Source organism: Coprococcus sp. BIOML-A2 (assembly GCF_009875795.1).
GTDB classification, from domain to species: domain Bacteria; phylum Bacillota; class Clostridia; order Lachnospirales; family Lachnospiraceae; genus Coprococcus; species Coprococcus aceti.
Genome location: NZ_WWSI01000005.1, coordinates 161805 through 174387, shown reverse-complemented (window position 1 = coordinate 174387; position 12583 = coordinate 161805). Strand labels below are relative to the sequence as shown.

The following is a 12583-nucleotide window of genomic DNA, read 5'->3' as shown; positions in this document are numbered from 1 at the left end:
AGATGGCAGTAGATATGAGGAATGGTGATGTGATGAAATATTTTAGATACCTGGTTACAGGAGCCTGCACAGGAGTCATAGTAGTGCTCCTTGTACCTGTGGCTGTGTGTGGGATCTGTGCATATGGTGTGTGGCGGCTGCTCAATATGGTAACAGGCGGAAATAAAGAGCCACGCAGGACGATGATAAAGCAGAATTTATAAATGTATATTTTTAATCAATAAGATAACCCGGAGTGAGAAAATGTCTCACTCCGGGTTATTGACGTTCGGGGAGGAATCCTGTAGTATTTTCACTAGAGTTAGACAAGGCTAACCAAACCTATTTGTCACAAGGAGGTTTTGTATGAGTGAAAATACATGGGAGATCATGAAAGGTATGGAGTTTGGTGATGTGGAACTTCAGATGGCACTTCAGTGTGCACCGGTGATAACGGGCGTCAAGGTGTCAAATCTTCTGAACATAGAACTCAGCGGATATCGTCAGATGGTGGAGATACTGAAGGACAGTGATATATGTATGTACACACTGGGAGCAACCTGTGGCAGGGTAAATGTATTTATATACAATGCGGCAAAGCTCAGGGCATTTGTTCAGAGGGATGATGTGCAAAGACTTATGTCTGAGCTGGGATATGCGGACATGGAGCTTTCTGATATTCTCGCTGAGTTCCGCGAAAAATATCAGAAGTACTTAAAGAGCAGAGGAAGATTCACCTCGAAACAACCGGCACAGGAAGATATGGCTTGTGGCGATGGAGCTCTTGGCAAGGAGTGGTTTCCACACGAGATGGGCTTACTGCTTGGATACCCACCGGAGGATGTGGAGGGTTTTATTCGGCAAAGTGGCAGAAATGCACTTTGTTCCGGTTACTGGAAGGTGTATGAGGATGCTGAATCAAAGCGGAGAACATTTCATATATTTGAATGTGCGGAAGAGAGACTTATCCAATTTCTTTCAAATGGACTGCATATGAGAGATATCATGGGGATGTACACGGCGAGCAGAAACGCAGCGTAGAAGTATATGGAAAGATGCAGTTAAACATTGTTTACAAGGATGTATAGGGAAAGCCCCCTTTTACATATAATTTCATAAGGAGGATTATTATGAGCAAAATTAATATCGTATTCTGGACACAGGGCGGAAATACACAGATGATGGCAGAGGCTGTCGCAGACGGCGTGAGAGAGGCCGGAAAGGAAGCAGAGGTAGTATTCGTAAGCAGCATCACGCCTGATGCTCTCAAGGATGAGCCGGTGTTTGCACTTGGATGCCCGGCTATGGGAGCTGAGGTTCTTGAGGAGGCTGAGATGGAGCCATTCGTTGCTGAGGTTGAGGGATTTGCAGCAGGCAAGAAGATCGCACTCTTCGGTTCATATGGATGGGGAGATGGCGAGTGGATGCGCGACTGGGAGGCGAGAATGCAGTCAGCAGGCGCAGAACTCGTAGGTGGAGCCGGACTTATGTGCCATGAGACACCTGACGCAGAAGGCCTTGAGGAGTGTAGGGAGCTTGGACGCCAGCTGGCAAATGCGTAGGTGACGGACGGCACGGACGATAAAAAATAACCATATGTATGCAGTCACGTTCGGCAACTGTCGCTTCAACTTGCTTCTATCTGCACGCATCTCCGACCGCGATAAGGACGTTGCGGATCTCCGATGCGGCAAGAAGCGTTGAAGCTCGGTTGCCGTCACTACCGACTGGCATATATATGGTTATTTTTTATCTACGTGCCTGGTCGTGGGGATATAAAAAGAGCCGCTTGAGAAAATCTGTAATTTGAATGTGATTCTCTCAGGCGGTTCTTTTTTGTGTTGAATTTGTTCTTAGTGTCCTGCGTACTGGGCCTTGTGGCTGCCGTGGCGCTTAATGTGTGCTGTTATGTATGGAGCTATTGTAACATGTTTGTCCATGGCATTTCCAACTATGGCGATTCCCTTGCCCATGGTGAATGCAGCAAGAACTGTTCCGATTCCCAGGCCGTAGATATGACCGAGGATAAAACCTGTCATGGCAGCTGTCGTTGCAAGGCAGATTACATCAAACGAAATCTTAACCTTGGAATATTTTGCCGATATAATCTCAGACAGCTCTCTTGGGAAAAGGTCTGTCGGGATGATTGGAAGTCCACATCTGTTGGACAGTGCGATTCCGATACATATCAAAATGTAACTTATCACAAAGTAAAGGGTTCTCCATGGGAGGGCAGTTGGCAAAGCCCCGATCCACATCTCATGGATATCCAGCATCTTGCCAAATACGAAACCAACTATGAAGCTGCACAGATATTGGGGAACGAATTTCTTTCTCATGATCATGAGGGTGAGAATAAGTACGCCCTGAAATATGTATGTCCAGGTTCCGAGAGTCAGTCTTGGAAGAACCAGCGAGAATGCGTATGGCACGCTGGATATTGCCGATATTCCTGCTGCAGAATAGAGCATGAGAACCACTCCGAAACTGTTGATGGTGACTGCTGTTATCAGGGCGATCTCGCCCCACATGTTATGCAGATGTGCATTTCCTGATTGAGTATTCATTTTCTGCTTTTCCTCATTTCTTTCATTAATGTGTTTTATAACATAGCCTTTGATTTCCCCGGCATCAGGGGAGCTTTAATTGTCTAAGACTTCATATATGTATATCCCTGCGGTTTTTGATTGTAGCACCGACAACACCACATAACAAATAAATAGTTTTTATGGCTTGATAGATTTTGTCTATAAAAAATATTCGGATTGTATTAAAATATGAATAGGATCATGTATAAATAATGAAAAGGGGGAGTTATAAGTGAACCTGTCATATATTAGATATTTTGTTGAACTGGCCCATGTTCAGCATTACACAAATGCAGCCAGAAATCTGAATATAACGCAGCCAAGCCTCAGTCACGCAATATCCCAGCTTGAGGAAGAACTTGGGGTAATGCTTTTTGAAAAGAATGGGCGCAATACGGAGCTCACTGCATTTGGCAGAGAATTCCTTGCATGTGCAGAGCGTTCGCTTGGCACTCTTGATGCGGGGGTAGAGTCCATACAAAAGGAGGCTGCCGGGGATGGCGTGATACGGCTTGGTCTCATAAGACCTCTTGGAATGGAATTTGTACCGCGTCTGGCAGCGGAGTATTTGAAGAAAGCTGAAAACAGAAATGTGTCGTTTACATTTCATACAGGGACCACAGGGCAATTGCTTGATGATCTTGCGGCTAGAAAATATGACATGGTTTTCTGTTCGAGACCGCCTGAGACGATGGGATTTTCCGCCATTCCAGTTGGCAGACAGGATCTGGTTGTCATAGCACCGTCAGGACATCCTTTGGCAGACAGAGATTCGGTGACACTTGAGGATACAATTGGATATAAACACGTATATTTTTCGAAGGGATCTGGAATGAGAAGCCTGGTGGATGAGATGTTTGAAGGACTTGGCAAAGCTCCTGAGATAGCATGCGAAACGGAGGAGGATGAGGTCATAGCCGGACTTGTGGCAGCAGGGTTTGGAATAGCGGTAGTCCCTTACATGGATATACTCAAAAGGCTTGATGTGAAGGTTCTTAGCATAAAACATCAGCTGGTTGACAGGCTTTATTATGTTGTTCATGACAGCCGGACATATATGTCCCCTGTGGCGACAAAATTCCATAAATATGTGTTATCTAGTAATTGACAAATTAAGGTATGATATATAGAATGGTTCTCATATGAACTTGTAAAATTGAGAAAATGTTGCACAAATCAAATTGTACAATTACTACAATAAATCGCCAGGAAGTTTAAGGGGGCGCATAGTTAGTGGATAGGACTGCTGTATTTAATATAGCATTTGAAATGTGGGGAATATTAATCTGTCTGTTTGCATTTGTGGTTATATTCCTTCAGAAGAATAATAATAGAGATAAAAAGAATGTGAGTCTATGTATGGAGGCTGCATGTATCATCCTGCTGGCTGCAGATATGTTGTCATGGTATTATCAGGGAAAAACAGGACAGACAGCCTATTACATGCTGAAGATAAGCAATTTTGCCGTGTTCTTTATCAACTATTTATATATGACTCTGTTTACGTTTTATCTTCTTGTCATTCTCAACAGAGGAGAGACGAAGATGCCAGCGAAAGCAAGGGGCGTGGTAGTTCTGAGTGCTGCTGGGATAGTCCTGCTCATTATATCCCAGTTCAGTGACAAGCTGTTCTATTATATAGATGATAACAACTTTTATCACAGGAGCAGCTGTTATCTGTTGTCTCAGCTTATTGCTGCAGCAGGACTTGTTCTAAGCTTTTCGATACTTTTGCAGTATAAAAAAAGACTGGAAAAAAGAGTTTTCTGGTCAAGTGTTTTGTATTTTATCCTGCCATGTATATCCACAGTTGTTGTCATATTCTATTATGGGATTTCATTTCAGACGATATCTGTGGTGGCTTCTACACAGATCATGTTTGCAGTTGATATGGTCGAGATGGACAGATCACTTGCGAGATCCAGACAGGAGGTTGAGCGCACAAAGTACGAGGCTGAGCATGATCTTCTGACCGGCATGTACAACAAGACGGCTGGAATGCAGAGAATAAGAGAGTATATAGATAACATGACTGACGAGGACAGTGCTTCCCTTGTATTTGTGGATATAGATGATTTCAAGAGTGTAAATGATACATATGGTCACGCAGTTGGTGATTACTGGATTGAGAAGGTGGCAAAGTTTCTCCGGAGTGACTGCTATGAAGAGGACGTTGCCTGCAGGTATGGTGGAGACGAGTATGTTGTGCTTCATAAGGGCTTATCGGATATATCTGTTCTGGAGTCAAAGGTGATAAGATTTGCCAGAAAACTTCAGCGCAAGGCAATGGAGAAAGGGCAGAATGTCCATTGCAGTGCTGGTATATGTCAGATCAATGGTTCAGGATTCAGCACAGAAGAGTGTATGAATGTCGCGGACACTGCGCTGTATGAAGCAAAAAAGAAGGGCAAGAATGTCAGCGTGATCCACAGCATCAGCAGGGATGGTACGGACAGAGTGACCGTACTTGACAAGATAGAGTCTGATATAAAAAAGGCTCAATCCAGGGTAGAGGCAAGGATCGCATATATGTATACTGATATTATATATGTTAATTATGAGAACGATAAATACCGTGTTATAAAAGGCGATTCTGAGCTGAACAATGCTGTATCTTGTGCGAATAACTACGATGAAGTAATTGGATTGATAAGTAACCGGTTTGACTCGGATCGGTCAAGAAAAATAGTCAGAGATTTTCTCAGCCGTGAGCGCATGGAGAGTTACACAGGCGGCAATACGGAATATCAGACAGAAAATTTCCTCAGAGGGGTTTTGTCAGTCAGCTGTGCAAACAACCATGGGGGTGCAAGTCTTATACATGCTATCCCGGTGGACGAAGACGGTGATAGAGGTTACTTTGTGGTTGTGCAGGATCTTGACATATATGTTGGTTGAAGTATATAATTACACATAATAATCTAAACGAAAACAAGTTGGTGGATTTTTCCGGATCAGGTCATCTTTTCGCCCCACAACCGCAAGGTTGTGGGGCTTTATTTATGCCATCCGGGGATGGAGGTTTTATGAACGAGAATTTTATGAAAGAAAAGCCGGTGTTCCCACTTTTGATGTCCATGGCACTGCCTATGGTTATATCGATGATGGTGAATGCTTTGTACAATATAGTTGACAGTTTCTTTGTGGCTAAGATAAGTGAGGATGCGATGACAGCACTTTCGTATGTATTTCCACTGCAGAATTTTGTAAATGCTGTGGCGATCGGATTTGGTGTTGGAATAAACGCGGTGATAGCCATATATCTTGGATCCAAGGACAATGAGCGGGCAGATCGTGCAGCTAGTTGGGGGATGTTTCTTGCTGTTATGCAGGGAATAGTGATGACAGTCGTGTGTATTGCCATCATTCCATCGTTTCTCAGAGCCTTCAAGGCAAGTGGAGACGTCCTTGACCTTGGCTGCCGTTATGCAGACATAGTATTTGGATTTTCTATAATTATTTCGGTTGATCTTGCATTTGAGAAGGTGTTCCAGTCGGTTGGACGCATGATAGTTACAATGGTTGGACTGATGGGCGGCTGCATTGTGAATATAGTGCTTGATCCGCTGCTGATATTTGGTGCGGGACCATTTCCTGAAATGGGAATAGAAGGCGCTGCACTGGCAACTGGCCTGGGACAGGTGTTTACACTGATCATTTATTTTATTGTGTACTTTGGAAGACCGATAAATGTGAAGTTCGGCATAAAGCATTTGCATGAAGGCGGTCTGATGGTGAAGAAGCTGTATGCCATAGGCATACCTGCTATACTCAATATGGCACTGCCGTCTCTGCTCACAAGCGCACTCAACGCCATACTCAGCATGTATTCGGCAACTTATGTCATGATCCTGGGCGTGTACTACAAGCTTCAGACCTTCCTGTATATGCCGGCAAATGGAATCATTCAGGGAATGCGCCCTATCATAGGATATAACTATGGTGCCGGAGAGCATGCAAGAGTGAAGAAGATATTCACCATAACGCTTGCATTAAATGTTGGAATCATGCTGGCTGGAACAGTTGTGTGCCTGCTCATCCCAGAGAGGCTTATAGGTATGTTCACAGAGAATATGTCTACAATAAATGCAGGTGGAACAGCACTGCGCATCATATGCGCCGGATTTGTAGTGTCGGCTGTGTCGGTAACTGCATCGGGAGCACTTGAGGGATTGGGAAAGGGAACTCCGTCCCTGCTCATATCACTGCTCAGATATGTGGTTGTCATAATCCCAGCTGCATGGATACTTTCAAGGCTTTGTGGTTTCGGACCTGCTGGTGTGTGGAATGCGTTCTGGGTAGCAGAGCTTATAACGGCGGCGTGTGCGGCGTTTATATATAGAGGGGCTGTCAGAGGACAGAGGGAAGTGGTTTAGATAAATTGAAGATGTAATACAAATAAAGTCACGACGTTGATGCTGAGTGGTATCTGTCCGGGAATCCGGGGATATCAGTGCAGATTAGGTCGTGACTTTGTTGTATTTATCACACACTATTTCTAATTCGTTAAAAGGTAAACAATACTTTCTTATTTTGAAAGGTTCATTGCTAATATACTGGTTATATAATGTTATTGCTTTATTCGCTATTTCTCTAGAGTGATCCTCTTCGTTTACATAATCAGATATAAATTTTAAGTCTCGTTTTCTATTTTTCTCCAAACGAGAGTCATTTTTTCTTATAGAATAATCATCCATTGGTAAAAGTTGTTTTTCTGTAACAGGAATCATATCAATAAAATTTATTCCGCTTACAAAACGTCCGGTTTCGGTAATGACTTTTGTATAACCAGCGTTGTTATGTAGTGTTTTCCTTTTCTGAGGCTTGCCGTCATGTCTTGTTATCGGAATGGCATACATTCTACTATTAACCATAACAATGATGCCAATAAAGTGCCTGTTATCTTTGCCTAATTGAGGGCTTACAGATGGTACATGATCACAAACTTTATGTAGTTCTCGTATGTATTTCATATCTATTCGATATAGATGTAAACGATTTTTTGTCATATATTCCTCTTTAAATGAAAAATTTGGATGTAGGGGCTTACTAATAAATAAAAAAGGCTATGCGCATAATGCACATAGCCAATAATTGTAGTTCCACCTCGGTAGAACTAACGCTTTTCGTATTCCACTTAACGGCAGGAGCCTCCGATTGACTATGATTATAACATATACAAAAGAAATGTCAATTTCCCTATTAGGATTACAGTTTTATAAAAGATGTATGTCACTGAGAATACATGAGAGCGGCTTGGAATTCAAGGGACTTGAAAGAGAGTTAATGAAAGCTTTAGAAAAGTATACAAAACGGAGAATTTGAGCTACAAATTGAGCTATTGCCCATCAAACATTTAGTATGTTAGAATAGTTGTGGTTATCCTATAAAAACACTAGGATAACCACGATTGTTTTGTTGGAGGAAAAATCGTGGGAAATATATTCAGAAAGGCATTCATCAAATCAATCCCAATCATGTGCAGTTATTTGTTCGTCAGCATGGCATACGGAATTATGATGGAGAATGCCGGATTCAAATGGTATTATTCACTGCTGGTCAGCCTGACGGTGTACACAGGAGCGTACCAGTTTGTGCTTGTGACGCTGCTTTCAAGCGGAGCCTCCATACTCACCATGGCGCTCACTGCATTTCTGATGAACAGCAGGCAGAGTTTCTATGCGCTGACATTTGTGGATGAGTTCAACCACATGGGAAAGCGGAAGTTATATATGATACATACAATGACGGATGAGACCTACGCCGTGAACTGTACCCTGCCGGATACCGGTAAAGAGAATCAGAGTATCATGTTCTGGGTGGCTTTTTTGTCGAGGTGTTACTGGATGGTTGGTGCGGTTGCCGGGGGGATCCTGGGTCAGATTATTCCGTTTGATATGACGGGGATTGATTTCTGCATGACGGCACTGTTTGTCATCATATTTATCGATCAGTGGGAGAAGGCGGAGAGCCATATTCCGGCGATTGCAGGAATTGTGATAGCGGTTTTATGCTTGTTGGTAGTTGGACAGCAGTATTTCCTTTTGCCGTCACTGCTCATAGCGTCAGCGGTGCTTGTGGTGTGGAATACGAGGAGAAAATGAGACAGCATTATTCACGGTGTATTCACAGAAGCTTTTTTTATCAGATCTGTCACATAAGCGGTCGGAACGATACGAATAATAATAGAAGAGCAATTATAAAAAACAGGATATGATATATAGAAAGAACAGGAAACTATTATGAATACAAGATACATATTAATAGGAATTGCGGTGTCGGCAGTTGTAACATTTGCACTGAGGGCACTTCCATTTGTCATATTTAATGGAAAAAGACAGATGCCGGAGATGCTGGTAAAGCTTGGGAAGGTGCTTCCGGCGACCATCATGGCGGTGCTCATAGTGTACTGTCTGAAGGGGGCGGTGGCGGCTCCGGTGGCAACTGGAATACCAAGTCTCGTTGGCGTTCTGGTGACAGGCGGTACATACAAATGGAGGCACAATACGCTTCTGAGTATCCTGCTGGGGACTGTGAGTTATATGGTGATGTTGCGTCTGGTATGAGAAAAAGAGGAGTGGAAAAATTCCATTCCTCTGAACCACTGTTTTTAGCAGTAATCTCTGCAATCGGATTGCGGATAATTTGTACGCATAATCCCACTATTGAATGAATGTGCATAATTTGTTAGAATAGCTGTGTGTTTATCGACTTAAGCACATATTATAATATGAAGATATCATCGCGGCAGATTTTGTCTGGGCAGGTGATATTGGGAGATATTATTAGAAAGGATCTGAATAAGTAATGGATAGATCAGATAAACAGAGAATTGAGGGGATCGTGCAGAGGATACTGGATGATTTCGGCGATGACAGAGCCATCAACAAGACGGATCTGTGCAACGAGCCGGATAAGACAGCCATTATCGATGTGATCGACAAACTCATGAAGATTCTGTATCCGGGTTATTACAGCGACAAGCTGTATAAGATATACAGCTTGAAGAATAACATGTCTGTTATCATAGAGGATGTAATATTCCATCTGAAGAAACAGATCATGATAGTTCTCAGGTATTGCAAAAAGTTTCCTGAGCTCACAGATGCTGAGCTTGAGGATAAGGCGATGGATATAACATATGAATTCATGGATAAGATACCTCAGATAAGAGACTATCTTGAGACTGATATCCAGGCGGCATTTGACGGAGATCCTGCTGCGGGCAGCAAGGATGAGGTCATACTTTCATACCCTGGACTGTATGCCATATCTGTATACCGTATGGCACATGAGCTTTGTCTGCTGGATGTGCCGATGATACCAAGGATCATGACTGAGCACGCCCACAGCGTGACCGGAATAGATATTCATCCGGGGGCCACCATAGGAAAGTATTTCTTTATTGACCATGGTACTGGAATCGTTATCGGCGAGACGACTGTTATCGGCGAGCATGTGAAGATATATCAGGGCGTGACACTTGGAGGACTCTCTACACAGGGAGGTCAGAAACTCAAGGGAGCCAAGAGGCATCCAACCATCGGTGACAATGTAACCATCTATTCAGGCGCGTCCATCCTTGGAGGAGAGACTATCATCGAGGACAACGTTGTTGTGGGTGGTAATACATTTATCACCAACTCAGTAGAGAAGGATACAAGGGTTACTGCCAAGAAGCAGGAGCTTCAGTATAAAAATAATTAGAGGACATACAAATGAGTGACATACGAAAGATAGCGGTTCTGACTAGCGGAGGAGATGCTCCGGGCATGAATTCAGCTGTGAGGGCTGTGGTTGTATCAGCCATCAACAGTGGAATAGAGATAGTCGGTGTGATGCGTGGTTACGAGGGACTTATTGACTGGGAGACACAGCCGCTCGGCCTGGCGGACGTCAGGAACATAAACAATCAGGGTGGAACGATACTTTTCACCAGCAGAAGCGAGAGATTCCTTCAGAAAGAATACCGCGAGCAGGCGGCAAAGAATCTGCGAGATCACGATGTAGATGCGCTTGTTGCCATCGGCGGGGATGGAACACTTCGCGGAGCCATAGCATTTCAGAATGAGGGTATCAATACCATCTGCATCCCTGGAACAATAGACAGAGATGTTGCATGTTCTGAGTATACGCTGGGATTTGACACAGCGGCGAATACAGCCATGGAGGCCATTGACAGGATAAGAGATTCATCGGTTTCCCACGGACGATGCAGCGTCGTGGAGGTCATGGGACGAAAGAGAGGCTATATAGCGCTCTGGGCAGGCATGGCGACATCAGCTGATGCCATCATAATTCCTGAAAAATGGGATGGTGACTATGACAGCATCATAGACACGATAAAGGCAAAGCATGCTGACGGAAGGAACAGCTATCTGGTGGTTGTGGCCGAGGGTGTTACAGATGCTCCAGAGCTTGCACAGATGATTCTTGATAAGACTGGTATAGAGTCGAGGGTATCGGTGCTTGGCTATATACAGAGAGGCGGACAGCCAACGGCAAAGGACAGGATGTATGGCTCACTCATGGGTGCGTATGCCGTTGATGTACTCAAGAAGAACAAGGCAAATCGTATGATAGCTATCAAGAACGATATACTTATAGACTATGATATAAAAGAGGCAATTGATATACAGAACAATCAGATCGATTCCTTCCAGTATGAGCTGAGTAAGCTGCTGGCCGAGTAATCGGTGAGGCTGGCAGTGGGTAAAAAATAAGCTGACTGATTATAAAAAGATATATAAATGACAGGTATAAAAGATACAATATAAAGGAGAAGGTTATGAAACAGGTAATATTAACAGGCGACCGTCCTACGGGCCGTCTTCATGTGGGACATTATGTAGGATCACTTAAGAGAAGAGTCGATCTTCAGAATTCAGGAAAGTATGATGAGATTTACATCATGGTGGCTGATGCGCAGGCGCTTACAGACAACGCAGAGCATCCTGAGAAGGTCAGACAGAACATTATGCAGGTTGCTTTGGATTATCTTGCCTGTGGCATAGATCCTGAGAAGTCTACTATATTCATCCAGTCAATGGTACCAGAGCTCACAGAGCTCACATTCTACTATATGAACCTTGTAACAGTGGCAAGAGTCCAGAGAAATCCTACCGTTAAGGCAGAGATCAAGATGAGAAACTTCGAGGCAAGTATCCCTGTTGGATTCTTCTGTTATCCTATCAGCCAGGCTGCAGATATCACAGCATTCAAGGCCACAGAGGTTCCTGTTGGAGAGGATCAGATGCCTATGATCGAGCAGTGTAAGGAGATCGTTCACAAGTTCAATTCGGTATACGGTGAGACACTTGTTGATCCAAAGATCGTTCTTCCTGACAATGAGGCATGTCTCAGACTTCCAGGTACAGATGGTAAGGCCAAGATGAGTAAGTCACTTGGAAACTGTATCTACCTGTCAGAGGATCCTGCAGATATCAAGAAGAAGGTTATGTCCATGTACACAGATCCAAACCACATCCGTGTAGAGGATCCTGGTCAGATCGAGGGCAATTCAGTATTTACATATCTTGATGCATTCAGCAAGCCAGAGTACTTTGAGGAGTTCCTTCCAGACTACAGTGGTATGGATGAGCTCAAGGAGCACTACACCAGAGGTGGCCTCGGTGATGTAAAGGTCAAGAAGTTCCTGAACAATGTTCTTCAGGCTGAGCTTGCGCCTATCAGAGAGCGCCGTCAGATGTGGGAGAAGAGACCACAGGATGTATACGACATCTTAAAGAGTGGCAGTGAGGTTGCCAGAGCAAAGGCAGCAGAGACGCTTGCAGATGTGCGCCGTGCTATGAAGATTGACTATTTTGAGAACGACAATCTTTTCAAGTAAGAAATATTATAACTTTTAGCATGATTACATGTGTAAAAAGGATAAAATTCTCGCCAAATGTCCTGAAAAGTGATATTTGGGACAAAGCAAGGGAATTTTATCCTTTTTTCATGCAAATAATCATTTTAGAGATATTTTTGTGCTAATGACGAGCAAATTATCTCAA

At 43.6% G+C, this 12583-nt stretch carries 13 protein-coding genes; 11 read left to right on the top strand and 2 right to left on the bottom strand.

Annotation, left to right across the window (positions count from 1 at the left end):
• The first annotated feature begins 2 nt into the window (after positions 1 to 2).
• From GT575_RS11550 to GT575_RS11540, 3 genes are all read left to right on the top strand, one after another.
• A complete protein-coding gene (locus GT575_RS11550) occupies positions 3 to 203 on the top strand; it encodes a hypothetical protein (RefSeq protein WP_161172054.1) in 201 nt (66 codons plus the stop codon).
• Between the two features lie 142 nt (positions 204 to 345).
• Positions 346 to 1020, top strand: a complete 675-nt coding sequence (locus GT575_RS11545; protein ID WP_161172053.1) for a DUF3793 family protein — start codon at positions 346 to 348, stop codon at positions 1018 to 1020.
• An 89-nt stretch (positions 1021 to 1109) separates the two neighbouring features.
• On the top strand, positions 1110 to 1541 hold the full coding sequence (locus GT575_RS11540) for a flavodoxin (RefSeq protein WP_161172052.1): 432 nt from the start codon (positions 1110 to 1112) through the stop codon (positions 1539 to 1541).
• Between the two features lie 291 nt (positions 1542 to 1832).
• Here GT575_RS11540 and GT575_RS11535 read toward each other — a convergent pair whose 3' ends face one another.
• A complete protein-coding gene (locus GT575_RS11535; RefSeq protein WP_161172051.1) occupies positions 1833 to 2546 on the bottom strand; it encodes a DUF6198 family protein in 714 nt (237 codons plus the stop codon).
• Between the two features lie 253 nt (positions 2547 to 2799).
• Between GT575_RS11535 and GT575_RS11530 the strand changes: the two genes are divergently transcribed.
• From GT575_RS11530 to GT575_RS11520, 3 genes are all read left to right on the top strand, one after another.
• Positions 2800 to 3675: a LysR family transcriptional regulator gene (locus GT575_RS11530; protein ID WP_161172050.1), complete on the top strand. Its 876-nt coding sequence runs from the start codon at positions 2800 to 2802 to the stop codon at positions 3673 to 3675.
• Between the two features lie 125 nt (positions 3676 to 3800).
• Complete coding sequence (locus tag GT575_RS15445) at positions 3801 to 5465, top strand: GGDEF domain-containing protein (protein WP_161172049.1); 1665 nt, start codon at positions 3801 to 3803, stop codon at positions 5463 to 5465.
• A gap of 128 nt (positions 5466 to 5593) precedes the next feature.
• Positions 5594 to 6943 (top strand): MATE family efflux transporter, encoded by a 1350-nt coding sequence (locus tag GT575_RS11520; RefSeq protein WP_161172048.1) that lies wholly within the window; start codon positions 5594 to 5596, stop codon positions 6941 to 6943.
• Positions 6944 to 7027: 84 nt separating this feature from the next.
• Here the strand turns inward: GT575_RS11520 and GT575_RS11515 are convergent, their stop codons facing one another.
• Positions 7028 to 7576, bottom strand: a complete 549-nt coding sequence (locus GT575_RS11515) for a type III toxin-antitoxin system ToxN/AbiQ family toxin (RefSeq protein WP_015533732.1) — start codon at positions 7574 to 7576, stop codon at positions 7028 to 7030.
• A gap of 423 nt (positions 7577 to 7999) precedes the next feature.
• Between GT575_RS11515 and GT575_RS11510 the strand changes: the two genes are divergently transcribed.
• From GT575_RS11510 to trpS, 5 genes are all read left to right on the top strand, one after another.
• A complete protein-coding gene (locus GT575_RS11510; protein ID WP_330577062.1) occupies positions 8000 to 8671 on the top strand; it encodes an AzlC family ABC transporter permease in 672 nt (223 codons plus the stop codon).
• A 138-nt stretch (positions 8672 to 8809) separates the two neighbouring features.
• Positions 8810 to 9133, top strand: coding sequence for a branched-chain amino acid transporter permease (locus tag GT575_RS11505; protein WP_055273087.1), 324 nt, complete (start codon positions 8810 to 8812; stop codon positions 9131 to 9133).
• Positions 9134 to 9374: 241 nt separating this feature from the next.
• Positions 9375 to 10274 carry a serine O-acetyltransferase gene (locus GT575_RS11500; RefSeq protein ID WP_022217305.1) on the top strand — a complete coding sequence of 300 codons (900 nt, stop codon included), beginning with the start codon at positions 9375 to 9377 and terminating at the stop codon, positions 10272 to 10274.
• 11 nt (positions 10275 to 10285) lie between these two features.
• On the top strand, positions 10286 to 11260 hold the full coding sequence (locus GT575_RS11495; RefSeq protein ID WP_161172047.1) for an ATP-dependent 6-phosphofructokinase: 975 nt from the start codon (positions 10286 to 10288) through the stop codon (positions 11258 to 11260).
• A gap of 95 nt (positions 11261 to 11355) precedes the next feature.
• Positions 11356 to 12417, top strand: a complete 1062-nt coding sequence (gene trpS / locus GT575_RS11490; protein ID WP_015533736.1) for a tryptophan--tRNA ligase — start codon at positions 11356 to 11358, stop codon at positions 12415 to 12417.
• Positions 12418 to 12583 lie beyond the last annotated feature (166 nt).

Excerpts from the sequence above, each read along its gene's own strand:
- GT575_RS11550 (WP_161172054.1), top strand. The coding sequence starts at position 3 with ATGGCAGTAGATATGAGGAATGGTGATGTGATGAAATATTTTAGATAC.
- GT575_RS11545 (WP_161172053.1), top strand. The coding sequence starts at position 346 with ATGAGTGAAAATACATGGGAGATCATGAAAGGTATGGAGTTTGGTGAT.
- GT575_RS11540 (WP_161172052.1), top strand. The coding sequence starts at position 1,110 with ATGAGCAAAATTAATATCGTATTCTGGACACAGGGCGGAAATACACAG.
- GT575_RS11535 (WP_161172051.1), bottom strand. The coding sequence starts at position 2,546 with ATGAATACTCAATCAGGAAATGCACATCTGCATAACATGTGGGGCGAG.
- GT575_RS11520 (WP_161172048.1), top strand. The coding sequence starts at position 5,594 with ATGAACGAGAATTTTATGAAAGAAAAGCCGGTGTTCCCACTTTTGATG.
- GT575_RS11515 (WP_015533732.1), bottom strand. The coding sequence starts at position 7,576 with ATGACAAAAAATCGTTTACATCTATATCGAATAGATATGAAATACATA.
- GT575_RS11505 (WP_055273087.1), top strand. The coding sequence starts at position 8,810 with ATGAATACAAGATACATATTAATAGGAATTGCGGTGTCGGCAGTTGTA.
- GT575_RS11500 (WP_022217305.1), top strand. The coding sequence starts at position 9,375 with ATGGATAGATCAGATAAACAGAGAATTGAGGGGATCGTGCAGAGGATA.
- GT575_RS11495 (WP_161172047.1), top strand. The coding sequence starts at position 10,286 with ATGAGTGACATACGAAAGATAGCGGTTCTGACTAGCGGAGGAGATGCT.
- trpS (WP_015533736.1), top strand. The coding sequence starts at position 11,356 with ATGAAACAGGTAATATTAACAGGCGACCGTCCTACGGGCCGTCTTCAT.